Origin of the sequence: Micromonospora sp. CNB394 (genome assembly GCF_000374985.1) — a bacterium.
GTDB classification, from domain to species: Bacteria; Actinomycetota; Actinomycetes; order Mycobacteriales; family Micromonosporaceae; genus Micromonospora; species Micromonospora marina.
The window spans coordinates 21728-48191 of record NZ_KB895835.1; the positions used below are offsets into that span (position 1 = coordinate 21728).

The following is a 26464-nucleotide window of genomic DNA, read 5'->3' on the forward strand; positions in this document are numbered from 1 at the left end:
CGCCGTCCGCCGCGTGGCCCCGTGACCGCGAGTCGGTCAGCCGCTGTGGGTGGACCGTCCGGGCGCGGCCGGGCAGCCGTGCTTGCGCTGCCAGGCGGTGACCTCGGCGACCGGCGAGCGGTTGCCGCCCTTGCGCCAGGAGTCCAGGTACGGCGCCGGCCAGACCACGCCCCGGCGGATCCACCAGTCGTCGGCGCCGGTGCACTTCGGGGAGAGGCCGAAGTGCAGGTGGCAGACGTTGTTGGCGTTGCCGGTACGGCCCAGCTTGCCCAGCTGCTGCCCGGCGCGCACCCGCACCCCGGCGTCGACACCGGCGGTGATCGCGCTCAGGTGCGAGCCGTAGTAGCGCACCCCGTCCTCGCCGAGCAGCGAGACGGAGAGCCCGCCGTTGTCCGGGCCCAGCGGTCCGCGCTTGTCGAACCGGTCGACGCGGCTCACCTCGAGCACCACGCCGTCGGTGACCGCCACCACCGGTTCCCCGCAGTCGGCGAACAGGTCGGTGCCCGGGTAGCCGCTGTGCGTGGGGTGGTAGGCGACGTCGCCGGCCCGTACCGGGAAGACCCGCTTCACGTCGGTGCGCGCCTGTGACAGCGGGGAAACGGTCGGCGGGGCCGGGCTCGCCGGGTCGGCGGGCTGCGCCGCCGTCGCGATCGGGCCCGGCTCCTGCCACCTGTCGGCGCGCCCGGTGGGGGCGGCGCACCCGGCGGCGAGCGCCGCGACGAGCAGCAGGACCGGGTACGCCGGCAGCGTGCGGCGTCCGATCGATGGCGAGCGCATCCGGTCATCCTGACAGACCACTACCGTAGGGACGAATGCCGAACGCGGAACGGACGGTCCGGGAGAGGGGGCGGCGGTGACGCACGGGTGGCACGGCGGACCCGAGGGGACCGGTCCGGGGGCGTTCCCGCCACCGCGTACGCCCTCGGGGCTGTTCCCGTCGAGCACGTCGACGCGGCCCAGCTACCGCGAGCCGTACCCGATCACCGGCGCGAGCGTCGCGGTCGGCGCGCTTGTCGCGTTCGCCTGGTTGCTGCTGTTCGGGCTGGTCGGCGGCGGCGTGGCCGGTTACGCCTGGTGGACGCTGCTGGCCGGCGGTCTGGCCTGGCTGGCCGCCGCGGTGCTGGTCCGCCACGGCGACCGGGGGGTGGCGACGGGCGTGGCGATCGTCACCGCGGGTGGCTGGAGCATCGCCGCCGCCGTCGTCGCGACCCGGTGGGCGCAGACCGGGGACTGGCCGCTCTGGTGACCTTCGGTGCCGGTTTCGCTGCGTAGCGAAGGCCACCTTGACGTACGCCTGGGGACGGTCCACGCTCGCGGTATGGCCTGGACCACACCGCCGCGGCTCGACCCCGATCGGAGCCGCCGTCGCCTGCAACTCCTCGCCGAGTTGGCCGGTGCCCGTGCGGTACAGCAGCGCCAGCGGCCGCAGCGGGCCCGCACCGAGCGGCTGCGCCAACTCATCGCCACCCGTCGGCGCGTCGTCGGCTGACCGGCTTTCTCTCAAGGATCGGCCGGTCCGTACGGGGCGTTGACCGCTCGGCTGCCGACCCGACCGGTTAACGTGCATCGCGTGACGTGTCGGCGTGCTGCCGAGGCTGATTTGGGGGGACCGTGTCGTACTTCGCTGCTGCCGTGGCGCGCGTCGACGGCGGCTGGACCGCCGGTGAGGTGAGCCTGCGGGGCGTCACCGACATCGAAGAGGTGGCCGACCGGCTGCGTGACGTCGAGCCGGACGCCGACCTCTCGCTGCTGTTCGTCGAGGCCGACGACACGTACCTGGTCGTCCTGCGCCTGGACGAGGGCGAGGACCTGCGGGTCTTCGGCTCGGACTCGGCGTACGCGGAGGAGTCCCGGCTGGGCGCGCTGCTCGTCGGCGACCTGAAGACCTCGGTGACCGGGCTGGAGGAGGTCGACGAGCCGCGCGCCTCCGGCGACGACGACACCGAGCAGCCCGCGGTGGACCCGGAGGCCGACCCGGTCGGCGACGCGGACCTCCTCGCCGACCTGGGCATCTCGGCGCAGAAGCTGCACGCGCTGTGCGCGCACGAGGGCTCCATGCCGGCCGACGTGACAGCCGAGATCTGCCAGGTGCTCGGCTGCGGGGACGAGGTCGAGGAGCTGCGTGAGGTCTGAGCCGGGGGAGTCCCTGACGCCCGGCGCCGCCGAACCGGCCGACGCGACCGATCCGGCGCTGGAGACCGTACGCCCGGGGCAGCTCACCCCCGGCCGGGCCGGGCGCGTCGGGCCGGGCGCGGACGAGGCGCTCGCCGACCCGGGAGCGGTGGGCCGTCGGCAGCGGCACGAGCTGTGGATGCGCCGGGCCCTGGAGGTCGCGGTCACCGGCCCGGACGATGCGACCTCGACCTCCGACGCCGGTGACGTGCCGGTCGGCGCGGTGCTCTACGGACCCGACGGCACCGAACTGGCGATCGGCCGCAACGAGCGGGAGCTGACCGGTGACCCGACCGCGCACGCCGAGGTGCTGGCGTTGCGCCGGGCCGCGCAGCGCCTGGGCCGGTGGCGGCTGGACGACTGCACGCTGGTGGTGACGCTGGAACCGTGCACCATGTGCGCGGGGGCGATCGCGCTGGCCCGCGTCTCGACTGTGGTGTTCGGCGCCTGGGAACCGAAGACCGGCGCGGTCGGGTCGCTCTGGGACGTGCTGCGCGACCGCCGCGTCACGCACCGTCCCGAGGTGTACGGCGGCGTGCTGGAACGCGAGAGCGCGGCGCTGCTGCGCGCCTTCTTCCGCTGAGGGGTTCCCGGCTCAGGCGCTCGCGGGCGTGGGGTGCCGGGTGACGCGGACCGCCCCGCCACCTTGCGGCGACGGGGCGGCCCAGGATCGATCCGGTCAGGCGATGATGGTGTCCAGCGCGATCTCGACCATCTGGCCGAACGTCTGCTCGCGCTCCTGCGACGTGGTCTTCTCGCCGGTCTTGATGTGGTCGCTGACGGTCAGGACGGTCAGCGCGCGGGCCTTGAAGCGCGCCGCGATCGTGTACAGCGCCGCCGACTCCATCTCCACCGCCAGCACGCCGTAGTCGGCGAGCGTGTCGTACAGGTCCGGCCGGTCCGTGTAGAAGGCGTCCGCCGCCAGGATCGGCCCCACCCGCATGCTGATGCCGCGCCGCTCGGCCACCTCGACCGAAGTACGCAGCAGCCCGAAGTCGGCCACCGGGGCGTAGTCGATCAGCCCGTCGAAACGCATCCGGTTCATGTTCGAGTCGGTGGACGAGCCGATCGCCGCCACCACGTCCCGCAGCTGCAGATCCTCGGTCAGGGCCCCGCAGGAACCGACCCGGATCAGCGACTTCACGCCGTACTCGTTCACCAGTTCGTGGGCGTAGATCGAGGCGGACGGCATGCCCATGCCGGAGCCCTGGACGGACACGTCGACACCGTTCCACCGGCCGGTGAAGCCCAGCATGCCGCGCACCGTCGTGTAGCAGCGGGCCCCCTCCAGGTAGGTCTCCGCGATCCATTTGGCCCGCAGCGGGTCGCCCGGCATCAGGACCCGCTCGGCGATCTCTCCCGGCTCAGCGCCGATGTGCGTACTCATGGCAAAGATCCTGCCAGGCCGGGCCGAGGGACACCGGTTCGGCGTCCAAGCCGGCGGTCCTGTACCCTCGTCGGCGGTGGCGTGTCCGAGTGGCCTAAGGAGCACGCCTCGAAAGCGTGTGAGGGTTTACGCCCTCCGCGGGTTCAAATCCCGCCGCCACCGCTCGTGAACAGCGAGAACGCCCGGTCGATCCGCGAGGATCGCACCGGGCGTTCCGCTTGTGCCCCGTTCGGCAAGCCGGTTGCGTGACGAGGGTCGATGCACTACAACTGTTGTCGGCTCCCGCTGGCAGTCGGCGGGCTCTGCACGGGGGACAAATGAAGATCAGATCGGTCCTTGCTGTCGGCGTTCTCGCCGCTGTCTTGTTGGCCTTCAACTCGCCGGCCTCCGCCCAGGCCGCCGATGTCCTGCAGGTCAACTCTGCCTACAACGACTCGTCGGACGACCTCGGAAGATTGTTCGTCTCCGTCACCTCGTCTCAGCCGGTTGCCGAGATCCGTGCGGAACTCGTCGACGAGGAGACCGGAGCACTGGTCGCGCGCTCCACGGACTTCGTGCTCCACTCGGAGACTCCGGAGAAGACCGTCTTCCGCACGTCGGCGCCCCTGATTCTCGACGCGCTCGGCGACTACCTCGTGCACGTCGAGGTGACCGACGTTGCGGGCAACCACGTACGGCAGGAGCGGGCCGGGTGGATCCTCTACCGGGTCGTCACCTTCCTGGAGGATGTGACGGTCAACCCCAGCACCGTCGACTACGACAACCGGCAGGTCACTGTCCGGGGGGTGCTCAAGGGCCGCTGGCCGGGCACCGGCGAGGTCCGGCCGCTCGTCGACTTCCCGGTCGAGGTCAACAACAGCTTCGAGCCGACCCCGGCCAGCACTGCGTCCGACGGCTCGTTCAGCAAGACGGTCACCATCTACGCCCTCAGCCCGGAAGTGGAGATCTCTTACTCCTACTCCCTGGACCGGCCGTACTTCGAGTACATTCCCCAGCAGTTCTTCCCGATCACCATCGACCCCCGGCAGACCCGAGTCACAGCAACGGTGAACCGCACCCGGGTGGCCGCGGGGCAGAGCGTCCGGCTCTCCGGGCGGCTGTCGTGGCTCACCGCCTCCGGCTGGGCCCCGCATGCCAACCAGGTCAACGACATCTACCTGACTCTGTGCGACGACAACGGGTGTCACGCCACCTACGGCCCGCTGAACACCGATGCCAAGGGCCAGTTTGCAGCAGACGTCGTCCCTATCCAGAGCGGATACTTCCTCGTCGGTTATTCGCCGTCGGACCGATTTGTAGCCAGTAGCTCGGGCCGGACGAAGGTTGTCACAGTAGTGGCGGGTGCTCACCGGTAGCAGAGCGCGCTGTTCGCCCCTGCTGACCCGTGACGCGTGTGGTCAGCAGGGGCCGTAGCCCTCGTCGAAGAGGCGGCGGGCCCAGTCCGCGTACCCGGCGATGATCTCGCGGACGGTGACCCCGTCGTGCAGGAAGAGGTACGCGCGGTCGCCGTCGCGGGCGAGCAGCCCGGCGAAGCGGTGACTGCCGGGCGGCGCCGGCAGGTCAACGGCGCCGGGGTACGCGGCGCGGACCTCGCCCACCGGCGTGCCCGCGCTGATGCCCTCGGGTGTGCTCATCGGGTCGTCGAGCCAGAGCAGGACGAGCCGGTCGTCGACGAAGATCGGGCTGACCGATCCGTGCCCGACGAGCGCGGGCCCGCATGCCTCCTCGTCGGCGCGCAGCATGCCGCGTCGCGTCAGGTCCGCCTCGGTGTCACCGAACTCCGCGTTGCGCAGGCCCTCCAGGCTGACCACCTGAGCGGCGCCGACCGGGCGGGCTGGCCACTGTGGATGAACGCCACTGCCGGCCGCGGACGCGGCAGCAAGCATCGCGGCAATAAAGCCGAATTGTCGTAGTTTCATGCAATCCCCCAGTCACCAACGGGACCGGGGCGATGAGGTTGCTGTTGTTGGTCGGATTGGCGTAGTTCCCACTCCTCGGCCAGGTCGTCCCAGTAGTCGGCGGACAGTCCGCGCCGGCCGTGCGCCAGCCAGCCGTCCGTGTCGCGTTCCAGGTGCAGGCCCAGTTCGGCGAACGGGTCGATCCATGCGCCCGGCTCCGCGCCCAGCCGGGCCAGCGCCGTGTTGATCGGCCACTCGGTCCGCGGCCGGTCCAGCGCGGCGTCGTACCGTGGGCCCCAGCTCACCTCGCCGCCCAGCCAGACCACCGCCGACTGGTGGCCCAGGCCGCCCGCGAACTCCGCCTCCAGGTACGCCACCGGGCCGCTGGTCGACCAGCGGGCCAGTACCTCGGCCAGCGGCGGCGACAGCACCAGCCGGAACGGGCGCTCGGCGTACGGCTCGTCGACGGCGTAGTCCGGCAGGCCGCCGGTCAGTTCCTGCACCAGTTGCGGGGTGACCGGCAGCAGCGCGAAGTCCTGGCGGAGCGCGGCGAGCACCGCGTGGTCCAGGTCGGCGGTCTGCTCGCGAAGCAGCTCGACGTCGGCGACCACGGCGCTGAGCTGGTAACTCATCCGGTCCTCTCGGCGTCCACAGGCTGTGGATGGAACATGTGTACGACGGTCTCAGGTGGTTCCGTTGGTCAGGTACCTCGGGCGTCCGTCGCTCAGCGCGGCCACCGCGTGACGCAGCCGCTGCCAAACGTACGGGCGAAGCAGCGCCTGCGCATCATCGAGCGCAACGAATCGTGCGTCGGCCAGTTCGCCGTCAGCCGGTTTCAGCGGCTCGGCGGAAGGCAGTGCGCCGCCGTCGAAGATGAACATCAGACTGTCGTCCCACGGGCCGTGCGGTGCCACCCAGTCCACCACCAGCAACGGCCCGACGCGCAGTTCGAGACCCAACTCCTCACGTACCTCCCGCTCGGCGGCCAGGTGCGGCGGCTCGTTCGCCTCCGCCATGCCGCCCGGCAGGTCCCAGTCCGGCTTGTAGCGCGGATCCACCAACAGGATCTCGCCGTCACCGTTGCGCAGCAGTACGTCGGCTCCCACCCGCTTCCGGGGCTGCCGCGCGTTGCCCTCGGCGAGGTGGGCCTGCCAGGCTGCCGGATCTCGCTCGTACAGGGGACGCTCGTCAGCCATACCGACGATTGTCGGCTGCCCTCAGCCGGTCGGCAGCGGCAGCGCCACCCATCTCCGCTCCCGGATGGTGTCGCGAAGCCGGTCCAGAAGCTGAGGCACGTCCGGGCATCGGACGACATGCGACCGCAGCAGCAGTGCGAGATGTCTGAGCTGGTCGAGGACGACGGCCGATCCCAGACCATGGGTGAGATCGACGGTCTGATGCGTCAGGTCGCACGCCTCCTCGATCCGGGCCTGCCCGACGAGCGCGGTGGCCAGGAGCATCCGGGCGAGCGCCTGACTCCGCACCCGGCCGCCCGACCGCTCGGCGACGCTGCCGTTGAGGATGCGAAGAGCGGCCGTGACGTCACCGAGGCGAAGCAGGCAACGCGCGGACTCGATATCGAACGAGGTGCGGTCGAACGGACTCAGCCATTCGGTGGGAGCAGGTGCCGCCTCCGCGAAAGCAGACTCAGCCCGCTGAAGGGAAGCGTGGCAGTCGGCGGTAAGACCCGCTGCGGCGAGGCCGCGCGCCTGCAAGGCGAGAAGACGGGCGCGTATCAGAGCACCGGCGTCCTCGTGAGCGACGGCCCCGAGCCCGTCGCTGGCATGTGAGATCGCGGCCTCCGCGTTTCCACCATGGCAGGCGAGGTGGCTCAGGCTTCCGTGCACCTGCGCCACCAGCAGCGCGTCTCTGCTGTCGACGGCGAGCGCCAAGGCATCAAGGAAGTGCCGCCTACTCGTCGTGCTGTCCCCGGAATCGTGAGCCATCCAGCCGGCCATCTCGTGCAGGGCAGCGGTCGCCATGAGCACCTGCGGGGACATGGCAGGAGGACGACCTGTCGGCCTGGAGAAGGTGGCGAGGTGCGCCAGCACGGTGCTGTAGAGGTTCTTGCCGCCGACCTGGCGATCTGCGGACCGGAGTGCGCGGATCAGGTGAGGACCCACCTCCACGACATCGGCTGGCGCCCGGGTGTCGCCTGGCACGGCCGGTAGTCGGAACCACAAGGTGTGCGCGGGTATCCGCAGCACGCGGGCCCAGTGCGCCAGTCGGTCGAGGTGCACCACCGCCGGTCCGTTCTCGATGCGGCTCAGTTGCGCCTGCGTCATTCCGAACCATCCGGCGACCGTGGCCTGGGGCAGCGGCTGTCGCCCGTGATAGGGATGGTGACGGTAGGCGCGGACAACGCGACCGAGGTGCCGATCCGCAAGCGCATGGCGAAGCGGTTCATGGGACCAGAAGCTGGGTGGAACGTCGGGAGCAGCAACGATGCGGTCCCGCTCCGCTCGCTGACAGGGAGCGCACCGTCCCGAGTCGTTGTCAGCAGCCAGGTTGGCGCCGCAACGCGCACACCTGCTTGGCCTCGATGCCGCGATCACTCACTCATTCAACCCGCTCAGTGACTGTCGGTTATACATGCAACGCATAACCGGTCATGACTACGACGGAAGCTCTGACGTGCCACGTACGAGAATTGCGTGATCGACCTCCTCGGAAGTTGTCGGATTGGGGTGGCGGCGTTCGTAGCCGGGGTGACGGCGGCCCGGCCGGCGGCCGACCAGAGCGAAAGAGGGGACCGATGGCGCAGTACCTGATCTCCGTACTCGACGACACGACCGGCTCGGCCACCGAGGCCGAGATGGCCGCGATCGGTGAGTTCAACGAGCGGCTGCGAGCCGACGGCCACTGGGTCTTCGCCGGTGGGCTCGCGGCACCGGAGACGGCCACCGTCGTGGATGCGCGGGACGGGAGTCCGCTGCTCACCGACGGGCCCTACGTGGAGACGAAGGAGTACGTCGGCGGGTTCTGGATCATCGAGGCGCCGGACTTCGACGTGGCGCTGCCGCTCGCCGCGCTGGCGTCGCAGCGGTGCAACAGGCGGGTCGAGCTGCGGCCGTTCCTGAGCGAGTGACAGACGTCGGCGAGGCGCTCACCCGGGTCCACCGCGAGGAGTGGGCCCGGGTGGTCGCCACGCTCGCCCGGCGCATCGGCGATCTCGACGTCGCCGAGGAGATGACAGCCGAGGCGTTCGCCGCAGCCGTCGAACGGTGGTCGGCCGACGGCGTACCGCCGAACCCCGGCGCGTGGCTCACCACCACCGCGTACCGGCGGGCCGTCGACCGGATCCGGCGCGAGAGCCGGCGGGAGGACAAGCACCGGGAGGCGCTGATGCTGGCCGACGCCCCGGAACCGCTCGGAGTCATCGACGACGACCGGCTCCGCCTGATCTTCACCTGCTGCCATCCGGCGCTGGTCGTGGAGGCGCGGGTGGCGCTGACGCTGCGCCTGGTCGGCGGCCTCACCGTGCCGGAGATCGCCCGGGCGTTTCTGGTTCAGGAGGCCGCCATGAGCAGGCGGATCACCCGGGCCAAGTCGAAGATCAAGGCGGCCGGGATCCCGTACCGGGTGCCGTCGCGCGAGGACCTGCCGGCCCGGGTCGGCGGCGTGCTCGCCGTCCTCTACCTGATCTTCAATGAGGGCTACCTCGCCTCCGATCCGGGCAAGGATGCGGTGCGTGCCGACCTGACCGCCGAGGCGATCCGGCTGACCCGCCTGGTCCGTACGCTGATGCCCGACGACCACGAAGCCGCCGGCCTCCTGGCGCTGATGCTGCTCACCGAGGCCCGCCGGCCCGCCCGGGTCTCCGCGACGGGCGAACTCGTCGTCCTCGCCGAGCAGGACCGCAGCGCCTGGGACCGCGAACTCATCGCCGAGGGGCACGCCCTGGTCCGCGCGTGCATCGCCGCCGGCCGGCCGCCGGGCCGCTACCAGATCCTCGCCGCCATAAACGCCGTCCACACCGACGCCCGCGACACGCGGGACACCGACTGGGCGCAGATCGCCGCGCTCTACGACCATCTGGTACGCGTCGACCCGTCGCCGATCGTGCGGCTCAACCGGGCGGTGGCGGTCGCCGAACTGGACGGGCCGCAGGTCGCGCTCGCCGAGGTGGACGTGTTGCCGCTGGACGGTTACCACGCGTACCACGCGACGCGTGCCGAGCTGCTGCGGCGGATGGGGCGAGGCGGGGAGGCGCGGGCGGCGTACGACCGGGCGATCGAGTTGGCGGGGAACAGTGCGGAGACGGCGTACCTGAGGCGGCGGCGGGACCAGTTGGGCGGCCGGTGAGGGGCGCCGCGGAGAAACGACTCAGGGCCGGTCCCGTGCGGGAGCCGACCCTGACGTCTGCGAGCGGAGGATACGAGATTCGAACTCGTGAGGGTGTAAACCCAACACGCTTTCCAAGCGTGCGCCCTAGGCCTCTAGGCGAATCCTCCGCGAGCCAGGATACAGGTCTCCCGGCGGCGGGCCACCCCACCCTCCCGGAAGATCCACAACGCTTCGGGTAGGCTTGGCGTCACCTCCCGTGCGGCGGTACCTCGTGAACCTCCCCAGGGCCGGAAGGCAGCAAGGATAAGCGAGCTCTGCCGGGTGCACGGGAGGCCTTTCTGTCTCCCGGGCCGGGTAACGTCGCTGCGGGTCGGGTCACGGGGTGGTGGGTGGTCACCCGGGGCCGACCGGCGCAGAATGGCTCTCCTCGAGAGGAGGCGGGACGGGTGGCACTGGCCCTTTACCGCAAGTACCGGCCGCGGACGTTCGCCGAGATGATCGGCCAGGAGCAGGTCACCGAGCCGCTGTCGCAGGCGTTGCGCAGCGGGCGGCTCAACCATGCCTACCTCTTCTCCGGCCCGCGTGGCTGCGGCAAGACCTCCAGCGCCCGGATCCTGGCCCGCTCCCTCAACTGCGAGCAGGGCCCCACCCCCGAGCCGTGCGGGCAGTGTGACTCGTGCCGCGGGCTGGCCCCCGACGGCGGCGGCTCGATCGACGTCATCGAGATCGACGCGGCCAGCCACGGTGGTGTCGACGACGCCCGTGAGCTGCGCGAGAAGGCATTCTTCGCCCCGGCCCGCAGCCGCTTCAAGATCTACATCATCGACGAGGCGCACATGGTCTCGTCGGCCGGCTTCAACGCGCTGCTCAAGCTGGTCGAGGAGCCGCCGGAGTACGTCAAGTTCATCTTCGCCACCACCGAACCGGAGAAGGTCCTCGGCACGATCAAGTCGCGGACCCACCACTACCCGTTCCGGCTGTTTCCGCCGAAGGTGGTCCGCCCCTATCTGGAGCAGCTCTGCGAGGCGGAGGGCGTCAAGGTCGAGCCGGCGGTCTTCCCGCTCGTGGTGCGCGCCGGCGGGGGCAGCATGCGCGACAGTCTCTCCGTGCTCGACCAGCTCATCGCGGGCGCCGGCCCGGAGGGCGTCGGCTACGCCCGGGCCGCCGCGCTGCTCGGTGTCACCGACGCCGCGCTGATCGACGAGATGTGCGACGCGCTCGCCGCCGGTGACGGCGCCGCCGCGTACGCCACCGTCGACCGGGTCGCCGAGGCCGGGCACGACTCGCGCCGCTTCGCCTCCGACCTGCTGGAACGCCTCCGCGACCTGATCGTCCTGCAGCAGGTGCCCGACGCCGCCGCCAGGGGCCTCATCGACGGCCCGGCCGACCAGATCGAGCGGATGGCCGCCCAGGCGCAGCGCCTCGGCCCGGCCACGCTGTCCCGCTGCGCCGACATCGTGCACAACGGCCTGGTCGAGATGCGCGGCACCACCGCGCCCCGGCTGCTGCTGGAGCTGATCTGCGCGCGTATGCTCCTGCCCGGCGCGGACGACTCCTCCGGCGCCCTGCTCCAGCGCCTGGAACGGATGGAGCGGCGGCTGACCCTCGGGGGCGCCGACCTGCCGCCGGCCGCCGCCGACTCCGCGCACCCCACCCAGACCCATGCGGTACGCCCGGCGGCTCCCGCCCCGGGCGCGGCTGCCGCCGCGGTCCACAGGGATTCCGCCGGCACGCCGGCGGCTGCCGGTGCCCCGACCGGCGCGGCTGCCGCTCGTGCCGCTGCCGCCGCTGCGGCGGGTACCCGGAACGCGGCACCCGGTTCCCGGCCGGCTCCCGCCGTGACGGAGCCGGCAGGCGGCCCGGAGGCCGGTCCCGTTGCCCCGGCCGCTCCCGAGCGGGCCACCGTCGACCCGGGCGCTTCCGGCCCGGCGGCTGTCGCCTCTGACGGTCCCGCCCGGCGCCCGGTACCGCAGTCCGCGGTGATGCCCGACCCGGCCACGCCCGAGCCGCCCCGCCCCGGCGTCGGCAACCCCGGCGCGCTCGACGCGGTAGCGGTGCGCCGGGTGTGGCCCGAGGTGGTCGGCAAGGTCAACCGCAGCAACAAGCGGATCGCCGCGTTGATGCGGGACGCGGTGGTACGCGACCTGGACGGCGACACGCTCGTGCTGACCGTGAAGTCGACGGTGCTGGCGAAGATGATGGCCGACCACGCCGCAGTGCTGACCGACGCGCTCTACGAGGAGCTGGGCGGTCGCTGGCAGATCCGCTGCGAGGTGGCGGGCGAGCGCGGCGGTTCCTCACTCGGTGGCCCGTCCCGCCCGTCCGGAGCGGCTCGCGCGCAGGCCGACGCCGCACCGGCCCGCAACCCGTCCGACAGCGCTTCGGCCAGCCCGGCAGCCGACACCGCGCCCGGTCGACCGGACACCGGGACGGCGGGCACCGCTGACGGCCGTCCGGTCGCCGACGCTGGGCGTGTCCATCCGGACGCGGGCGCGGCTGACGCCGGGTACGGGCGGCCTGCCTCCGGTGCGGCCGGCACCGTGCAAACGCCCTCCGATCACGTCCACGAGGGCGCCTCCCGCTCGGCCGCAGCCGATGCGGGACCGAACCGTCCCGGCTCCGACACCGGACCAGGCCGCCCGGGTTCGGTCCACGCCGGGCCGGGCCGTCCGGACTCCGGCGCCGCCGGACGTGATGCAGTCGGCGGCGCCCCGGGACAGTTGGCGACCGGCTCGGGCAGCGCCACGGGCAACCGGGCCGGGGATGACCCGGCCACCGGTGGCCGAGGTGCGGGAAGCCAGGCCGGGGGACCGGCGGGCCGGGCCGGTGCGGGTTCGCCGGACGCCTCGCACCGGCCGGCGGCGACCCCGGCGGTCGAGCAGGCCGGCGAGGAGGACTGGCCGGAGCCGGCCCGGCCCGGTGGCGCGGCGACCGGCGCGGCACCGGCGACCGGCACCGCCCCGGCCGCGAGCACCGGCGACGGGGAGGACTGGCCGGCGGCGGCCCGTCCGGGCGGGGGCACGGCGACCGTCACCGCGCCTGTCGTCGTACCCAAACCTGCCGCACCTGCGGCGGCGCCGGCGCCTGCCGGTGGGTCGAGGCCGGCGGGCGCGAAGAACAGCGCGATCGCGGCGGCGCGTGCCGCGGCTGCGGCGGCCGCTGCGGGCGGTGGTCCCGGCAAGGGGCCGCGCGCGGCGCAGCCGGCGCGGAAGACGGCCGATGCCGAGTGGGCGGGCGAGCCGCCCTACGACCCGGACTTCGACGGCCCGTTACGGGGCGGGGGCGCGCCGGCGGCGGCGCCCGCCTACGAGGGGTTCGATCCGGGCGACGAGCCGCTGGACGACGTGATCGACGAGCGGACGGCCCGGCAGTCGAGCGAGGAGCAGGCGGTGCAGCTGCTGCGCGAGACGTTCGGGGCGGAGAAGATCGACGAGGTGAACGCGCGCTGAGTGCGCGCCGGCCGCGGATCAGCGGTGCCGTGGCCCGACTAGGCTGGGCGCGGCCGAGCAGACGAGTGGAAGAAGGAGCGGTCCGTGCGCCCAGGTGGACAGCCGAACATGCAGCAGATGCTGAAGCAGGCGCAGAAGATGCAGCAGCAGATCGCCAAGGCCCAGGCCGAGTTGGCCGAGGCGGAGCTGACCGGCACCGCCGGCGGCGGCCTGGTCACCGCTACTGTCGCCGGTACCGGTGAGCTGAAGGCGATCAAGATCGACCCGAAGGCGGTCGACCCGGAGGACGTGGAGACGCTCGAGGACCTGGTGGTCGCGGCCGTGCACAACGCCGCCGAGGCGGCCCGCGAGCTGACCGAGCAGAAGATGGGCCCGGTCGCGGGCGGCATGGGCGGCCTCGGCCTGCCCGGGTTCTGAGCCGGCAGATGTACGAGGGTGCCATCCAGGATCTGATCGACGAGCTGGGCCGGTTGCCGGGCGTGGGCCCGAAGAGCGCCCAGCGGATCGCGTTCCACGTGCTGTCGGCGGATCCGGCCGACGTGAACCGGCTGGCCGGCGCGTTGCGCAAGGTCAAGGACCTGGTCCGGTTCTGCACGACCTGCTACAACGTGGCCGAGTCGGAGCAGTGCCGGATCTGCCGCGACCCACGGCGTACCGACGAGGTGCTCTGTGTGGTCGAGGAGCCGAAGGACGTGGTGGCGATCGAGCGGACCGGCGAGTTCCGCGGGCGCTACCACGTGCTCGGCGGTGCGATCAATCCGTTGGAGGGCATCGGCCCGGACAACCTGCGGATCCGTGAGCTGATGACCCGCCTCGGCGGCGGCGACGTCCGCGAGTTGATCCTCGCCACCGACCCGAACACCGAGGGCGAGGCCACCGCCACCTATCTGGCGCTGATGGTCAAGCCGATGGGGATCGCGGTGACCCGGCTCGCGAGTGGACTGCCGGTCGGCGGCGATCTGGAGTACGCCGACGAGATCACGCTGGGCCGTGCCTTCGAGGGCCGGCGGGCCGTCTGAATTCAGTGGTGCCGTCTCCGGCGGGTGCCCTTCGGGGTGCCCGCCGGACGTGTCTGCGGGTCGGACCGGGACATCGGTCGATCTGACAGGAACGTGCGTCCGGGACCGGATCGACGTAATAAATTCGCCCTTCAAACCGACGAAAGATCGGCAGCGGAAGGGATTCTCCTTCGATTCGTATGCCTCGTTGCGGAACAGACACGATTCGATACCAACCCGCCCCCCGCCCGTTTCCGCGCCGTCCACCCGAGGGCTAAGGTCTGCGCACATCGGTGACCCTGTCACCACGTTGTCCGTACCCCCAAGGACGAGGTGAAGCACCATGCGTGCATCCAGGCCGAAGGTCGCAATCGCGGCCGTCGCGGTCGCGGCCCTCGCGGTTGCAGGCTGCGCCGAGAGCGACCGTGAGAGTGGCTCCGGAGATAGCAAGAAGGACACCCTCGTCTTCGGCGTCGCCGGAGACCCGAAGGTGCTCGACCCCAGCTTCGCCAGCGACGGTGAGTCGCTGCGCGTGGCGCGCCAGGTCTTCGAGACCCTGGTCCGTCCGGAGGAGGGCGGCACCAAGGTGACGCCGGGCCTCGCCGAGTCCTGGACGCCGGATGCGGCGGGCACGACCTGGACCTTCAAGCTCCGCTCGGGCGTCAAGTTCCACGACGGCACCGACTTCAACGCCGAGGCCGTCTGCGCCAACTTCGACCGCTGGTACAACGCCAAGGGCCTCATGCAGAGCCCGGACGTGACCGCGTACTGGCAGGACGTCATGGGCGGGTTCGCCAAGAACGAGAACCCGGACCTGCCGCCGAGCCTCTTCAAGTCCTGCACCGCCAAGGACGCCACCACTGTGGACCTCGCGTTCACGCGGGTCTCCAGCAAGATCCCGGCCGCGCTCATGCTGCCGTCGTTCTCGATCCAGAGCCCGAAGGCGATGGAGCAGTACGACGCCAGCAACGTGACCGGCACCGCCGAGGACATCAAGTACCCGGCGTACGCGATGGAGCACCCGACGGGCACCGGCCCGTTCAAGTTCAAGGCGTGGGACATCGCGAACAAGACGCTCACCATCGAGCGCAACGACGACTACCACGGCGACAAGGCCAAGCTGAAGACCATCATCTTCAAGACGATCTCGGACGAGAACGCCCGCAAGCAGGCGCTCCGCTCGGGTGACATCCAGGGCTACGACCTGGTCGGCCCGGCCGACGTCGAGCCGCTGAAGAAGGAGGGCTTCAACGTCCTCACCCGGCCCGCCTTCAACATCCTCTACCTGGCGATCAACCAGAAGGGGAACCCGAAGCTGGCCGACCTGAAGGTCCGCCAGGCCATCGCGCACGCGCTGAACCGGCAGGCCCTGGTCGACTCGAAGCTGCCCCCGGGCGCCAAGGTCGCGATGAACTTCTTCCCGGACACCGTCGAGGGCTGGAACGGCGACGTCACCAAGTACGACTACAACCCGGAGAAGGCCAAGGCCCTGCTGGCCGAGGCCGGCGCGTCGAACCTGACGCTGAAGTTCCACTACCCGACCGAGGTCACCCGGCCGTACATGCCGAACCCGAAGGACATCTTCGAGCTGCTCTCGGCGGACCTCAAGGCGGTCGGCATCAACGTCCAGGCCATCCCGCTGAAGTGGAGCCCGGACTACCTCAACGCCACCACCTCCGGCAACAAGCACGACCTGCACTTCCTCGGCTGGACCGGTGACTACGGCGACGCGTACAACTTCATCGGCACCTTCTTCGACCGCCCGAAGGACGAGTGGGGCTTCAACAACGCTCCGCTGTTCGAGCAGTTCAAGGACGCCGACACCACCGCCGACGCGGCGGCCCGGACGGAGAAGTACAAGGCACTGAACAAGACGATCATGGACTTCCTGCCGGGTGTGCCGATCTCGCACTCCCCGCCGGCGATCGTGTTCGGCAAGGACGTGACCGGGATCAAGGCGAGCCCGCTCACCGACGAGCGGTACGCGACCGCAGAGTTCAAGTGATCTGAAGGCACCGTACGCGGGCGGGCGCTGTGACCACAGCGCCCGCCCGCACCCCTCCGCACCCCCTCCGAGGCGCCCGTGTTCCGGTTCATCGTCAGACGCCTGCTACAGCTGATACCCACGTTGTTCGGGCTCTCCGTCCTGCTGTTCATCTGGCTCCGCCGCCTACCCGGCGGGCCCGAGACCGCGATCCTCGGCGAACGGGGCACACCTGAGACGCGCGCCGCCATCCGGCGTAACCTCGGCCTCGACGAGCCGATCCTGGTCCAGTACGCCCGCTTCCTGCGACGGATGATCCGGCTCGACCTGGGCACCTCGACCGGTACGAAGCGGGCGGTCACCACGGAGTTCGTGGAGCGGTTCCCCGGCACCGTCGAGCTGACCGTCATGGCCCTGATCCTCGCGGTCGGCATCGGTATCCCGCTCGGCTACCTGGCCGCCCGCCGCCGGGGCCGGTTCCTCGACCACGCCTCGGTCGGCGGATCGCTCATCGGCATCTGCATCCCGGTCTTCTTCCTGGCCTACGTGCTCAAGGCGATCTTCGCGGAGAACCTGGGCTGGTTCCCCTCCAGCGGCCGGCAGGACCCGACAATCGGGGCGACCCGGGTCACCAACTTCTTCGTCCTCGACGGGATCATGACCCGCGAGTGGGACGCCGCCGCCGACGCGCTCTGGCACCTCGTGCTGCCGGGTGTCGCGCTCGCCAGCATCCCGCTCGCGATCATCGTCCGGATCACCCGGGCCAGCGTGCTGGAGGTGCTCAACGAGGACTTCGTCCGCACCGCCGAGGCCAAGGGCCTGACCGAGCGGACCGTCCGCCGCCGGCACGTCCTGCGCAACGCCATGCTGCCGGTGGCCACCTCGATCGGCCTCCAGGCCGGTCTTCTGCTCTCCGGTGCGGTGCTCACCGAGACCGTGTTCGCGTTCAGCGGCATCGGCGCGTTCGTCGCCGAGTCGATCAGCCAGCGCGACTACCCGGTGCTGATGGGCTTCATCATGATCATTGCGGTGGTGTACGTGCTGGTGAATCTCCTGGTCGACCTCTCCTACAGCGTGATCGACCCGAGGGTGAGGGTGCGATGACCATCACCGGTGGCAAGAAGCGCGAGAAGATCGACCGGCTCGCCGAGCTGTCCGCCCGCGAGGACGAGCAGGGGGTGAGCCTCTGGAAGGAGGCGTTCCGCCGGCTCCGCCGCAACCCGGCGGCCATCGTCGGCGTGGTCATCCTGGCGATCTTCGTCCTGGTAGCGGTCATCGGGCCGTTCCTCGTCCCGTACAGCCCGACAGACTCCATCGGCATCCGCGAAGGGCTGGTGAAGTCCGGCCAGGGCATCATCCCGGGCGCCTCCGCCGACCACTGGCTCGGCTTCGACCACCAGGGGCGCGACGAGTTCAGCCGGCTCGTCGTCGGGGCCCGGCAGACGCTGCTGGTCGGCGTGGTCTCCACGCTGATCGGCCTCGCGGTCGGCGCGCTGATCGGCGGCGTCGCCGGTGCCGCCGCGGGGCTCGGCGGGCGCTGGGGCCGCTGGATCGACACCACCCTGATGCGCTTCATCGACATGCTGCTGGCCATGCCGAGCCTGCTGCTCGCGGTGAGCATCGCGGCGCTGCTCGGCGCGAGCCTCACCACCGTGATGATCGCCGTGGGTGTGGTGTCCGTGCCGATCTTCGCCCGGCTGCTGCGCGGCTCGATGATCGCCCAGGCCAACAGTGACTACGTGCTGGCCGCGACGTCGCTCGGCGTGAAGAAGTCCAAGATCGCCCTCACCCACGTGGTGCCGAACTCGATCGCCCCGGTCATCGTGCAGGCCACACTGACACTGGCGACAGCGATCATCGAGGCGGCCGCGCTGTCCTTCCTCGGCCTCGGCAACCCCGACTCGGCCATTCCCGAATGGGGCGTCATGCTCGCCGACGCGCAGCCGTACCTGGGCATCCGGCCGGGCCTGGCGATCTATCCGGCGCTCGGCATCATCATCACCGCGCTCGGGTTCACCCTGCTCGGTGAGGCGATGCGCGAGGCCCTCGATCCGAAGCTGCGGAAGTAGGTCAGTCAGTCATGTGTGAGTCGCGAGGAGTGAGCTTGCGAGCCCCGCAGTCGCGAACGGAGGGTCGGTAATGGCACTGCTCGAAGTGGACGACCTCTCCGTCACGTTCGCCCGTCGTGGGCAGCGCACCGTGCACGCGGTGGACGGGGTGTCCTTCTCGGTCGACACCGGCGAGGTGGTCGGCCTGGTCGGCGAGTCCGGCTGTGGCAAGAGCGTCACGTCGCTGGCGATCATGGGCCTGCTGCCGAAGCAGCCGGGCCTGCGGGTCGGCGGCAAGGCCGTCTTCGACGGCAACGACCTGCTCCAGCTCGACGACCGGTCCCGTCGCGACATCCGCGGCCGGGATGTCGCGATGATCTTCCAGGATCCGCTCTCCTCGTTGAACCCGGTCATCCCGATCGGGCTCCAGGTGACCGAGGTGCTCGCCCGGCACCGGGGCATGAAGGGCGAGGCGGCCGCCAAGGAGGCGGCCGACCTGCTGGACCGGGTGGGCATCCCGGACCCGCGCCGGCGCCTCAAGGAGTACCCGCACCAGCTCTCCGGCGGCATGCGGCAGCGGGCGTTGATCGCCATGGCGGTCGCCTGCCAGCCCCGGCTGCTGATCGCCGACGAGCCGACCACCGCGCTCGACGTCACCATCCAGGCGCAGATCCTGGAACTGCTCAAGGACCTGGTCCGGGACTCCGGCACCGCCCTGGTCATGATCACCCACGACCTCGGCGTGGTCGCCGGCATGTGCGACACCATCAACGTGCTGTACGCCGGCCGGGTGGTGGAGACCGCCACCCGCCGTCCGCTGTTCCGCCAGCCCCGGCACCCGTACACCGAGGGGTTGCTCGGTTCGGTGCCCCGCCTCGACGCCGGCCGCGGCGAACGGCTGAACCCCATCCCCGGCTCGGTACGTGACCTGCTGCCCTGGCCGGACGGCTGCGCGTTCGCCCCGCGCTGCGCCCGCCGCGTCGACGCGTGCGTCGGCGAACCGCCGGAACTGGTGCTCACGCACGACGCGCGCAGCTACCGCTGCGTCAACCCGGTGCCGGTTCCCGGCCTGACCCCGGAGGCGGACGCCCGCGCGACCGCGCCGACGACCACCGAACCGGGTGCGGTGCCGGCCCAGGCCGAGCCGGCCGACCCGCCCGCCGTGCCCGGCTTCGGACCGGCTCCGCGCGAGGAGGAGACCCCATGAGCGACAACGACATCCTCGTCGAGGTGCGCGACCTGAAGGTGCACTTCCCGATCCGCCGGGGCGTGCTCTTCGACCGGACCGTCGGGCACGTCAAGGCGGTCGACGGGGTCGACCTGAGCATCCCGCGCGGCAAGACGTACGGACTGGTCGGCGAATCGGGCTGCGGCAAGTCCACGCTCGGCCGGGCGCTGCTCCAGCTCACCCCGCCGACGAGCGGCGAGGTGAAGTTCGACGGCGTCGAGCTGACCACGCTGTCCGCCGGCAAGCTGCGCGCGACGCGCCGCCGGATGCAGATGATCTTCCAGGATCCGATGTCCAGCCTGGACCCCCGGCAGAACGTCGAGTCGATCCTGACCGAGGGCCTCCAGGCGCACGGCATCGGCGCGAACCGGGACGACCGGCGGCGGATCATCGGTGAGACGCTCGACGCGGTCGGCCTGCCGAAGTGGGCGCTGTCCCGCTACCCGCACGAGTTCTCCGGCGGCCAGCGCCAGCGCATCGGCATCGCCCGCGCCCTGGTCCTCGGCCCGGAGCTGATCGTCGCCGACGAGCCGGTCTCCGCCCTGGACGTCTCGATCCAGGCGCAGGTGGTGAACCTGCTCGACGAACTCCAGGACAGCCTCGGCCTGACCTACCTGGTCATCGCGCACGACCTGGCCGTGGTGCGGCACATCTCCGACGTGGTCGGCGTGATGTACCTCGGCGCGCTGGTGGAGGAGGCACCGAGCGACCGGCTCTACACCGAGCCGCTGCACCCGTACACCCGGGCGCTGATGTCGGCGGTGCCGGTGCCGGACCCGGACGTGGAGGACCGGCGCGAGCGCATCCTGCTCGCCGGTGACCTGCCGTCGCCCGCCAACCCGCCGTCGGGCTGCCGGTTCCACACCCGCTGCCCGTGGGCGCAGCCGACCCGCTGCGCGGACGAGCGGCCGGAACTGCGCCAGATCGGCGCCAGCCGGGTGGCCTGCCACTGGGCCGAGCAGATCGCCGCCGGTGAGCTGCGCCCGCACGAGGTGACCGCGAAGGTCACCCGGCCGGAGGACGAGGGCGAGGAGCCGGGCGTGGTGTCCGCGCCCAGCGAACCAGGATCGTACGTCTGACGCTGACGAGGCGCGTGCCCACCCGGACCGGGCGGGGACGCGCCTCGTCGTCCGTCAGCCCTCAGGGCGGTCGAGCAGGCCCACCGCGATGGTGTGCACGGCGTCCAGCGCGGCCGGGTCGGCCAGTGGCGCGGAACCGCCGGTGACCGCGTACCACTCGTCGGCGTCCTTGTACTGCACCCGCAGCGTCACCCGGCCGTCGGCGTGCTCGGTGCGCAGCGTCAACTCGCCGGTCACCACGCCCACCTCGTCCGTCATGACCCCGCCCGGCCCCGCGGTGACGTCCGAGGTGCGGTCCGCCGGTCCGCCCGGTGCGCCCCCGGCCGGTGCGCCCGGCACCGCGTCGGCGGTCATGCCCGCCCCGGCGACGTCCGCGGACTCCGGCTGCCGGCCGTCCGCAGTCATCCCGGCCGAGGCCGGGCCGGCCGGTGCGGACTCCGGTGCGTCGCCTGCCTCCGGCGCCGGTGTCGCGTCCGGCCCGGTCACGGTTTGCTCGCCCATGTGCAGCCCTCCAGCATGTCGGTGAGAGCGGCCTTCTCGGCACTCGTCACAGCCAGCCGCCAGTAGTGCTTGACCGTCACCCAGTCGGCCGCGTACTGACACCAGGACGACCGGTTCGACGGCTTCCACTGGGACGGATCCTGGTCACCCTTTGCCCGGTTGGACCGCGCCGAAACCGCGATGAGCTGCGGCCGGGTCAGGTCGTTGGCGAAGTCACCGCGCTTCGAGTCGTCCCACTCCGCCGCGCCCGAGCGCCACGCCGCGGCCAACGGCACGGTGTGGTCGATGTCCACGTCCGACGGATCGTTCAGCACCATCCCGTCGTAGACGCTCTCCCACCGGCCACCCACCACGTTGCAGCCGGACAACTTGATGCCCTCGCCGTCGCGTTGCAGCACGCTGTCGCGTACGTCGCAGTTCTTACCGGTGTCCCGCCAGTGCGGGAAACGGGAGCGGCTGTAGCCCTTCATCGACCCGGCGGTCGCCACCGTCAGCTCACCGAGCTGCTTGTTGACGTTGCCGGTGGCACTCGGTGGCACCTCCGGCTCGGTGACCGACACGTCGCAGCCGGCCACGCCGAGGGCGAGCACCGCGCTCAGCGCGGCCGCCAGCCCGGCTCGGGCTCCTGATCTGGTACGCACAGACGACACCTCTCCAGCTTGCGTGCTCCGGGCGAGTCCGCACAGTACCCGGCGGCGGTTTACGTGATTCGTGGCGTCGAGGGTGGGCGGCGGGCAGAGTGGTGAGACGTGACAGCACCCGCTTCCGCGCTGCGTACCGGCTCCGCCGCCGGACGCGGCACGCTGCTCGCCGCGATCCTCGCCTCGGGCATGGTGTTCCTGGACAGCACAGTCGTCAACGTCGCGCTGCCACGCCTCGGCGCCGAACTGGACGCCACAGTCGCCGGTCTGCAGTGGACCATCAACGGCTACCTGCTCATGCTCGCCGCGTTCGTGCTGCTCGGCGGCGCACTCGGGGACCGGTTCGGCCGGCGGCGCGTCTTCCTGCTCGGCGTGATCTGGTTCGCGGTGGCGTCGGTGCTCTGCGGGCTGGCCCAGGACACCGGATGGCTCGTCGCCGCCCGGTTCCTCCAGGGCGCGGGCGGGGCGCTGCTCACCCCCGGGTCGCTGTCAGTGCTCCAGGCCAGCTTCCACCCGGACGACAGGGGCCGGGCCATCGGCACCTGGTCCGGGCTGTCCGGGGTGTCCACGGCGCTCGGTCCGCTGCTCGGCGGCTGGCTGATCGACACGCTCTCCTGGCGATGGATCTTCTTCGTCAACCTGCCGCTGGCCGTCGGCGTTTTACTCGCCGCGCTGCGCTGGGTGCCGGAGAGCCGGGACGAGGAGGTCTCGCGTACCGGGGGCGGCCGGCGGTTCGACGTGGCCGGGGCGCTGCTCGGCGCGCTCGCGCTCGGCGGCGTCACGTACGCGCTGATCGACGCCCCGGCGCAGGGCGCCTCCCCGGCGGTGCTGGTCGCGGCGGTGCTCGGGGTGGTCGCCGTGGTGGTCTTCGTGCTCGTCGAGCGGCGGCGCGGCGACACCGCGATGCTGCCCACCGGGCTGTTCTCCAGCCGGCTGTTCTCCGTGCTGAACGTCTTCACGGTGGTGGTGTACGCGGCGCTCGGCGGGTTCACCTTCTTCCTCGCCGTCTACCTGCAGAACGTGGTCGGCTGGTCGGCGCTGCTCACCGGCCTGGCCACCGTGCCGATGACGGTGCTGCTGCTGTTCGGCTCGCCGCGGGCGGGCGCGCTGTCGGTTCGCATCGGCCCCCGGCTGCTGCTCGCCGTCGGCCCGGTGATCGCCGCGGCGGGTCTGCTGCTGCTGCGCCGAGTCGGGCCGGGCGCGTCGTACTGGGTGGACGTGCTGCCGGGCGTGGCGTTGTTCGGCGCCGGGCTCACGTTCGTGGTCGCGCCGCTGACCACGTCGGTGCTCGGCGCGGTCTCGGACCGGTTCGCCGGGGTGGCGAGCGGCTTCAACAACGCCGCCTCCCGGGCCGGTGGCCTGCTCGCGGTGGCCGCACTGCCGCTGCTGGTCGGGCTGTCCGGCACCGGGTACGAGCAGAAGGGTGCGCTGGCCGACGCGTACCGGGGGGCGCTGGCGTGGTGCGCCGGTCTGTTGCTGGCCGGGGCGGTGCTCGCCGCCGTGCTGATCCACCGCCCCCGCACGGAAGGAAGGGCCCCTTCTTAACGCCTCCGGTAGAGGAAGGGACCCCTGTTAACACTCGGACCATTCGGGCGCGGATGTTAAGAAGGGCCCCTTTCTATGCGTGACGCGTTAAGAAGGGGCCCTTCCTTGCACCTCAGGCGCGGGTGCGGTTCACCGCGCTCGTGACCGCCTTGATCGACGCGGTGACGATGTTGGCGTCCACCCCGACGCCCCACACCGTGCGGCCGTCCACCTCGCACTCCACGTACGCGGCGGCCTGTGCGTCGCCGCCGGAGGACAGCGCGTGCTCGTGGTAGTCGAGCACCCGTACCGCCACGCCCAGCGACTGCAACGCGTTGACGTACGCGTCGATCGGGCCGTTGCCGACGGCGGTGAGCGCGCGCGTCTCGCCGCCGAAGCCGACGCGGGCGTCGATCTCGACCTTGCCGTCGACGGTGCCGATCGTGTAGCCGGCCAGCCTCACGGCCGGGTCGACCTGGTGGTCGACCAGGTAGTTGCGGGCGAAGATCTCCCACATGGTGGCCGGGTCGACCTCGCCGCCGTCGTGGTCGGTGACCTGCTGCACTACGCCGGAGAACTCGATCTGGAGGCGGCGCGGCAGGTCGAGCTGGTGCTCGGTCTTCATGATGTACGCGACGCCGCCCTTGCCGGACTGCGAGTTGACCCGGATGACCGCCTCGTAGGTGCGGCCCAGGTCCTTCGGGTCGACCGGCAGGTAGGGCACCGCCCAGGTGAAGTCGTCGACCGGCACCCCGGCCGCCGTGGCGTCGGCGTTCAGCGCGGCGAAGCCCTTGTTGATCGCGTCCTGGTGCGAGCCGGAGAATGCGGTGTAGACCAGGTCGCCCGCGTACGGGTGGCGCTCGTGCACCGGCAGTTGGTTGCAGTACTCGACGGCGCGCTTGATCTCGTCGATGTTGGAGAAGTCGATCATCGGGTCGATGCCCTGGGAGAACATGTTCAGGCCCAGCGTCACCAGGTCGACGTTGCCGGTGCGCTCGCCGTTGCCGAACAGGCAGCCCTCGATCCGGTCGGCGCCGGCCAGCAGGCCCAGCTCGGCGGCGGCCACGCCGGTGCCCCGGTCGTTGTGCGGGTGCAGGCTCAGCACCAGGCTGTCCCGCCGGGGCAGACGCCGGTGCATCCACTCGATCGAGTCGGCGTAGACGTTCGGCATCGCCATCTCGACGGTGGCCGGCAAGTTGATGATCAGCTTCCGGTCCGGCGTCGGGTCGATCACGTCGATCACCGCCGAGCAGACCTCCAGCGCGTACTCCAGCTCGGTGCCCGTGTACGACTCCGGCGAGTACTCGTAGTGGATGTCGGTGTCCGGGGTGTGGATCTCCGCGTACTTCTGGCACAGCCGCGCGCCCTGCGTGGCGATGTCGGTGATGCCGTCGCGGTCCAGGCCGAAGACGACCCGGCGCTGCAGCGTCGAGGTGGAGTTGTAGAAGTGCACGATGGCCCGGTGGGCGCCGCGCAGCGACTCGAAGGTCCGCTCGATCAGGTGCTCCCGGCACTGGGTCAGCACCTGGATGGTGACGTCCTCGGGAATCAGGTCCTGCTCGATCAGCTGCCGGACGAAGTCGTAGTCGGTCTGGCTCGCCGACGGGAAGCCGACCTCGATCTCCTTGTAGCCCATCTGCACCAGGAGCTGGAACATCCGCCGCTTACGCTCGGGCGACATCGGGTCGATCAGGGCCTGGTTGCCGTCGCGGAGGTCGACTGCGCACCAGCGGGGCGCGGCCTCGACGCGGCGGGTCGGCCAGGAGCGGTCCGGCAGGTCGACACCGAACTCCCTGTCGTACGGGACGTAGCGGTGGACCGGCATCCGGCTGGGGCGCTGGCGGGCGAACGGATCGGTGGCGGTGACAGGTTGAGCCATCTCGGAGTGCTCCCTGGAACATGTGGCGTCAGCAGATCGGAAAGGTGTCGGCGGGCTGCCGGGCGACGGTGCGCGGCGGTGCCGAGAAGAAGATCGGATGTGCTGGACGGCGCGTAGCGACTCCGCGACGAGGTGCCGGCCGGTCAGGCCTCGTCGCGGCAGCCAAGGAGAAGGTACGCGCGCCACATGACAAGGTCACCCTACGTGGTGGGACGTGTCGTGGGAAGGCTGGTCCGGACTATGGGACCGGAGTCACCGAGTCGGAGGACTTCACCACGCCTGGTAGCCGGGGCGTCCGCTCGGCCCGGCTGGTGGTACGACGTCGCGGACGGCGGTGCGGATGCTCTCTCTGGCCCCCATGACCGGTGAGCCGAGCCGGGCCGCACGGTACGCGACGTCGGCGTCGAGCAGTGCCCGTGTCCCAGCACCTCTCCGCGCTGCACGCCGCCGGTCTGGTCACCCGGTCCCGGTCCGGGCGGCACGTGCTCTACCGCAACACCGAGGTCGGCGCCGCGTTGCTGCGCGCGGCGCGGGGCGGCTGAGCGGGCCGCGTCACGGCGTTCCCGGGGCGTCCCGTCCGACCGGCTCGCCGTCGGTCACCGCTCCGGCCAGCTCGACGGTGCCCGGCGCGGCACCGGGCTCGCCGGTCAGCGTGAGGGTGCCGAATCCGGCCCGTACCGCCGCGGGTGTGCCGTCCTGGCGGAAGCAGTAGGTGCCCACGTCCAGCGGCGCGTTCAGCGACGCCGAGGTGCTGTCGACCGTGTAGCAGGGGCCGTCGGCACCGGGTAGCGGCTCGGCGGGGGAGACCGCGAGCGGCGCGCGCCGGTCGGTCAGCACCTCCAGCCAGTCGGTGAACGGATGCTGCACCCGGGGGTCCAGCCGGCGCGGCACCGCGTCGTCGGCGTCGCCGAGGCGGACGCACGTCGCCGCCTGCGTCCAGCCGGCCGAGGGCAGCGCGCACTGGAACAGCCCGTCGGGGGTGCCGGCGAGCGAGACGTCCACCGTGCCGGCGTGCGCCCAGCCGGGTACGTCGACCCGCCAGCTGCCGTCGTTGGCGCTGGTCACCGACACCGTCCGGGGCGCGCCCTCGGCGGGGGTGAACGCGTACGTGGCGGTGAGGTGCCGGTCCTGCGCCGCGGCGGCCAGCCCGGCCAGTTCGTCGCGGGCGGCGTCGACCTGCACCGGGACCGGGTCGGTGGTGCCGGTGGGCGCCGCCTCGGGAGAGCCGCCGTCGCAGGCGGCCAGCAGTACCGGCAGGGTGAGCGCGAGCACGCCGGTCAGGCGGGCCGCACGTCGATGAGCGTGCACCGGCTCATTCTGCGTGGTGGGTGTGGTCCCGGTCAGCCCACCGTACGGCTGTACCGCTTGGCGTGTCGCGTACTCCCGGGC

General features: G+C 71.5%; 27 protein-coding genes, 2 tRNA genes and 1 other RNA gene. 19 read left to right on the forward strand and 11 right to left on the reverse strand.

What is annotated here, in order from left to right; translation table 11 throughout:
- Positions 1 to 36: 36 nt before the first annotated feature.
- On the reverse strand, positions 37 to 777 hold the full coding sequence (locus C569_RS0114630) for a M23 family metallopeptidase (protein ID WP_018786527.1): 741 nt from the start codon (positions 775 to 777) through the stop codon (positions 37 to 39).
- A 76-nt stretch (positions 778 to 853) separates the two neighbouring features.
- Between C569_RS0114630 and C569_RS0114635 the strand changes: the two genes are divergently transcribed.
- From C569_RS0114635 to C569_RS30320, 4 genes are all read left to right on the forward strand, one after another.
- The gene (locus C569_RS0114635; RefSeq protein ID WP_018786528.1) at positions 854 to 1246 is read left to right on the forward strand and encodes a hypothetical protein; all 393 of its coding nucleotides are present in this window, start codon (positions 854 to 856) and stop codon (positions 1244 to 1246) included.
- A 72-nt stretch (positions 1247 to 1318) separates the two neighbouring features.
- Positions 1319 to 1489 (forward strand): hypothetical protein, encoded by a 171-nt coding sequence (locus C569_RS33740; protein ID WP_018786529.1) that lies wholly within the window; start codon positions 1319 to 1321, stop codon positions 1487 to 1489.
- Between the two features lie 122 nt (positions 1490 to 1611).
- Entirely contained in the window at positions 1612 to 2133 is a 522-nt protein-coding gene (locus C569_RS0114645) for a tRNA adenosine deaminase-associated protein (protein ID WP_026268163.1), read from the forward strand.
- Between the two features lie 178 nt (positions 2134 to 2311).
- Positions 2312 to 2755 carry a nucleoside deaminase gene (locus C569_RS30320; RefSeq protein WP_196806734.1) on the forward strand — a complete coding sequence of 148 codons (444 nt, stop codon included), beginning with the start codon at positions 2312 to 2314 and terminating at the stop codon, positions 2753 to 2755.
- Between the two features lie 96 nt (positions 2756 to 2851).
- On the opposite strand, the gene deoD is transcribed toward C569_RS30320, so the two are convergent.
- Positions 2852 to 3559: a purine-nucleoside phosphorylase gene (gene deoD, locus C569_RS0114655; RefSeq protein WP_018786532.1), complete on the reverse strand. Its 708-nt coding sequence runs from the start codon at positions 3557 to 3559 to the stop codon at positions 2852 to 2854.
- 75 nt (positions 3560 to 3634) lie between these two features.
- Between deoD and C569_RS0114660 the strand changes: the two genes are divergently transcribed.
- Both C569_RS0114660 and C569_RS0114665 read left to right on the forward strand, forming a co-directional pair.
- Positions 3635 to 3721 (forward strand) — tRNA-Ser (locus C569_RS0114660).
- An 83-nt stretch (positions 3722 to 3804) separates the two neighbouring features.
- Entirely contained in the window at positions 3805 to 4914 is a 1110-nt protein-coding gene (locus C569_RS0114665) for a hypothetical protein (protein WP_141708214.1), read from the forward strand.
- A 42-nt stretch (positions 4915 to 4956) separates the two neighbouring features.
- On the opposite strand, the gene C569_RS0114670 is transcribed toward C569_RS0114665, so the two are convergent.
- From C569_RS0114670 to C569_RS0114685, 4 genes are read right to left on the reverse strand one after another with little or no spacing between them, the layout of a single operon-like run.
- Positions 4957 to 5478: a hypothetical protein gene (locus C569_RS0114670; protein ID WP_036345899.1), complete on the reverse strand. Its 522-nt coding sequence runs from the start codon at positions 5476 to 5478 to the stop codon at positions 4957 to 4959.
- A complete protein-coding gene (locus tag C569_RS0114675) occupies positions 5475 to 6089 on the reverse strand; it encodes a hypothetical protein (protein WP_018786535.1) in 615 nt (204 codons plus the stop codon). Before C569_RS0114675 ends, C569_RS0114670 begins: the two co-directional genes overlap by 4 nt.
- Positions 6090 to 6140: 51 nt before the next feature.
- Positions 6141 to 6653: an NUDIX hydrolase gene (locus C569_RS0114680; protein WP_018786536.1), complete on the reverse strand. Its 513-nt coding sequence runs from the start codon at positions 6651 to 6653 to the stop codon at positions 6141 to 6143.
- Between the two features lie 21 nt (positions 6654 to 6674).
- Positions 6675 to 7742, reverse strand: coding sequence for a hypothetical protein (locus C569_RS0114685; protein WP_018786537.1), 1068 nt, complete (start codon positions 7740 to 7742; stop codon positions 6675 to 6677).
- Positions 7743 to 8212: 470 nt separating this feature from the next.
- On the opposite strand from C569_RS0114685, the gene C569_RS0114690 reads away from it, so the two are divergent.
- Positions 8213 to 8545: a YciI family protein gene (locus C569_RS0114690; RefSeq protein ID WP_018786538.1), complete on the forward strand. Its 333-nt coding sequence runs from the start codon at positions 8213 to 8215 to the stop codon at positions 8543 to 8545.
- Positions 8542 to 9762: an RNA polymerase sigma factor gene (locus tag C569_RS0114695; protein WP_018786539.1), complete on the forward strand. Its 1221-nt coding sequence runs from the start codon at positions 8542 to 8544 to the stop codon at positions 9760 to 9762. Before C569_RS0114690 ends, C569_RS0114695 begins: the two co-directional genes overlap by 4 nt.
- Before the next feature lie 64 nt (positions 9763 to 9826).
- On the opposite strand, the gene C569_RS0114700 is transcribed toward C569_RS0114695, so the two are convergent.
- Positions 9827 to 9911 (reverse strand) — tRNA-Ser (locus tag C569_RS0114700).
- 81 nt (positions 9912 to 9992) lie between these two features.
- On the opposite strand from C569_RS0114700, the gene ffs reads away from it, so the two are divergent.
- The 9 genes from ffs to C569_RS0114745 all read left to right on the forward strand — a co-directional run bounded on the left by ffs (position 9993) and on the right by C569_RS0114745 (position 20530).
- An RNA gene (ffs, locus tag C569_RS32370) (signal recognition particle sRNA small type) lies at positions 9993 to 10082 on the forward strand.
- A 108-nt stretch (positions 10083 to 10190) separates the two neighbouring features.
- Positions 10191 to 13193: a DNA polymerase III subunit gamma and tau gene (locus C569_RS30325; RefSeq protein ID WP_018786540.1), complete on the forward strand. Its 3003-nt coding sequence runs from the start codon at positions 10191 to 10193 to the stop codon at positions 13191 to 13193.
- A 108-nt stretch (positions 13194 to 13301) separates the two neighbouring features.
- Entirely contained in the window at positions 13302 to 13610 is a 309-nt protein-coding gene (locus tag C569_RS0114715) for a YbaB/EbfC family nucleoid-associated protein (RefSeq protein WP_018786541.1), read from the forward strand.
- Positions 13611 to 13618: 8 nt separating this feature from the next.
- Positions 13619 to 14212: a recombination mediator RecR gene (gene recR / locus C569_RS0114720; RefSeq protein ID WP_018786542.1), complete on the forward strand. Its 594-nt coding sequence runs from the start codon at positions 13619 to 13621 to the stop codon at positions 14210 to 14212.
- 322 nt (positions 14213 to 14534) lie between these two features.
- Positions 14535 to 16196 carry an ABC transporter substrate-binding protein gene (locus tag C569_RS0114725; RefSeq protein WP_018786543.1) on the forward strand — a complete coding sequence of 554 codons (1662 nt, stop codon included), beginning with the start codon at positions 14535 to 14537 and terminating at the stop codon, positions 16194 to 16196.
- Between the two features lie 78 nt (positions 16197 to 16274).
- A complete protein-coding gene (locus C569_RS0114730; RefSeq protein ID WP_018786544.1) occupies positions 16275 to 17279 on the forward strand; it encodes an ABC transporter permease in 1005 nt (334 codons plus the stop codon).
- The gene (locus C569_RS0114735) at positions 17276 to 18244 is read left to right on the forward strand and encodes an ABC transporter permease (protein ID WP_018786545.1); all 969 of its coding nucleotides are present in this window, start codon (positions 17276 to 17278) and stop codon (positions 18242 to 18244) included. The genes C569_RS0114730 and C569_RS0114735 overlap by 4 nt, the downstream gene beginning before the upstream one ends.
- A 70-nt stretch (positions 18245 to 18314) precedes the next feature.
- Positions 18315 to 19430, forward strand: coding sequence for an ABC transporter ATP-binding protein (locus tag C569_RS0114740; protein ID WP_018786546.1), 1116 nt, complete (start codon positions 18315 to 18317; stop codon positions 19428 to 19430).
- The gene (locus C569_RS0114745) at positions 19427 to 20530 is read left to right on the forward strand and encodes an ABC transporter ATP-binding protein (protein WP_018786547.1); all 1104 of its coding nucleotides are present in this window, start codon (positions 19427 to 19429) and stop codon (positions 20528 to 20530) included. The genes C569_RS0114740 and C569_RS0114745 overlap by 4 nt, the downstream gene beginning before the upstream one ends.
- A 54-nt stretch (positions 20531 to 20584) precedes the next feature.
- On the opposite strand, the gene C569_RS0114750 is transcribed toward C569_RS0114745, so the two are convergent.
- Entirely contained in the window at positions 20585 to 21031 is a 447-nt protein-coding gene (locus C569_RS0114750) for a hypothetical protein (protein ID WP_026268167.1), read from the reverse strand.
- Complete coding sequence (locus C569_RS0114755; protein WP_026268168.1) at positions 21013 to 21672, reverse strand: HNH endonuclease family protein; 660 nt, start codon at positions 21670 to 21672, stop codon at positions 21013 to 21015. The genes C569_RS0114750 and C569_RS0114755 overlap by 19 nt, the downstream gene beginning before the upstream one ends.
- A gap of 108 nt (positions 21673 to 21780) precedes the next feature.
- Here C569_RS0114755 and C569_RS0114760 point away from each other — a divergent pair, with 108 nt between their 5' ends.
- Positions 21781 to 23217 carry an MFS transporter gene (locus C569_RS0114760; RefSeq protein WP_018786550.1) on the forward strand — a complete coding sequence of 479 codons (1437 nt, stop codon included), beginning with the start codon at positions 21781 to 21783 and terminating at the stop codon, positions 23215 to 23217.
- 112 nt (positions 23218 to 23329) lie between these two features.
- Here the strand turns inward: C569_RS0114760 and leuA are convergent, their stop codons facing one another.
- The gene (gene leuA / locus C569_RS0114765; RefSeq protein ID WP_018786551.1) at positions 23330 to 25075 is read right to left on the reverse strand and encodes a 2-isopropylmalate synthase; all 1746 of its coding nucleotides are present in this window, start codon (positions 25073 to 25075) and stop codon (positions 23330 to 23332) included.
- Between the two features lie 416 nt (positions 25076 to 25491).
- On the opposite strand from leuA, the gene C569_RS34745 reads away from it, so the two are divergent.
- Positions 25492 to 25617: a hypothetical protein gene (locus C569_RS34745; protein ID WP_018786552.1), complete on the forward strand. Its 126-nt coding sequence runs from the start codon at positions 25492 to 25494 to the stop codon at positions 25615 to 25617.
- Positions 25618 to 25627: 10 nt separating this feature from the next.
- Here C569_RS34745 and C569_RS0114775 read toward each other — a convergent pair whose 3' ends face one another.
- Entirely contained in the window at positions 25628 to 26383 is a 756-nt protein-coding gene (locus C569_RS0114775; protein ID WP_231394797.1) for a hypothetical protein, read from the reverse strand.
- Positions 26384 to 26464: the final 81 nt, after the last annotated feature.

Excerpts from the sequence above, each read along its gene's own strand:
- C569_RS0114630 (WP_018786527.1), bottom strand. The coding sequence starts at position 777 with ATGCGCTCGCCATCGATCGGACGCCGCACGCTGCCGGCGTACCCGGTC.
- C569_RS33740 (WP_018786529.1), top strand. The coding sequence starts at position 1,319 with ATGGCCTGGACCACACCGCCGCGGCTCGACCCCGATCGGAGCCGCCGT.
- C569_RS30320 (WP_196806734.1), top strand. The coding sequence starts at position 2,312 with ATGCGCCGGGCCCTGGAGGTCGCGGTCACCGGCCCGGACGATGCGACC.
- deoD (WP_018786532.1), bottom strand. The coding sequence starts at position 3,559 with ATGAGTACGCACATCGGCGCTGAGCCGGGAGAGATCGCCGAGCGGGTC.
- C569_RS0114670 (WP_036345899.1), bottom strand. The coding sequence starts at position 5,478 with ATGAAACTACGACAATTCGGCTTTATTGCCGCGATGCTTGCTGCCGCG.
- C569_RS0114675 (WP_018786535.1), bottom strand. The coding sequence starts at position 6,089 with ATGAGTTACCAGCTCAGCGCCGTGGTCGCCGACGTCGAGCTGCTTCGC.
- C569_RS0114680 (WP_018786536.1), bottom strand. The coding sequence starts at position 6,653 with ATGGCTGACGAGCGTCCCCTGTACGAGCGAGATCCGGCAGCCTGGCAG.
- C569_RS0114685 (WP_018786537.1), bottom strand. The coding sequence starts at position 7,742 with ATGACGCAGGCGCAACTGAGCCGCATCGAGAACGGACCGGCGGTGGTG.
- C569_RS0114690 (WP_018786538.1), top strand. The coding sequence starts at position 8,213 with ATGGCGCAGTACCTGATCTCCGTACTCGACGACACGACCGGCTCGGCC.
- C569_RS0114715 (WP_018786541.1), top strand. The coding sequence starts at position 13,302 with ATGCAGCAGATGCTGAAGCAGGCGCAGAAGATGCAGCAGCAGATCGCC.
- recR (WP_018786542.1), top strand. The coding sequence starts at position 13,619 with ATGTACGAGGGTGCCATCCAGGATCTGATCGACGAGCTGGGCCGGTTG.
- C569_RS0114725 (WP_018786543.1), top strand. The coding sequence starts at position 14,535 with ATGCGTGCATCCAGGCCGAAGGTCGCAATCGCGGCCGTCGCGGTCGCG.
- C569_RS0114735 (WP_018786545.1), top strand. The coding sequence starts at position 17,276 with ATGACCATCACCGGTGGCAAGAAGCGCGAGAAGATCGACCGGCTCGCC.
- C569_RS0114740 (WP_018786546.1), top strand. The coding sequence starts at position 18,315 with ATGGCACTGCTCGAAGTGGACGACCTCTCCGTCACGTTCGCCCGTCGT.
- C569_RS0114745 (WP_018786547.1), top strand. The coding sequence starts at position 19,427 with ATGAGCGACAACGACATCCTCGTCGAGGTGCGCGACCTGAAGGTGCAC.
- C569_RS0114750 (WP_026268167.1), bottom strand. The coding sequence starts at position 21,031 with ATGGGCGAGCAAACCGTGACCGGGCCGGACGCGACACCGGCGCCGGAG.
- leuA (WP_018786551.1), bottom strand. The coding sequence starts at position 25,075 with ATGGCTCAACCTGTCACCGCCACCGATCCGTTCGCCCGCCAGCGCCCC.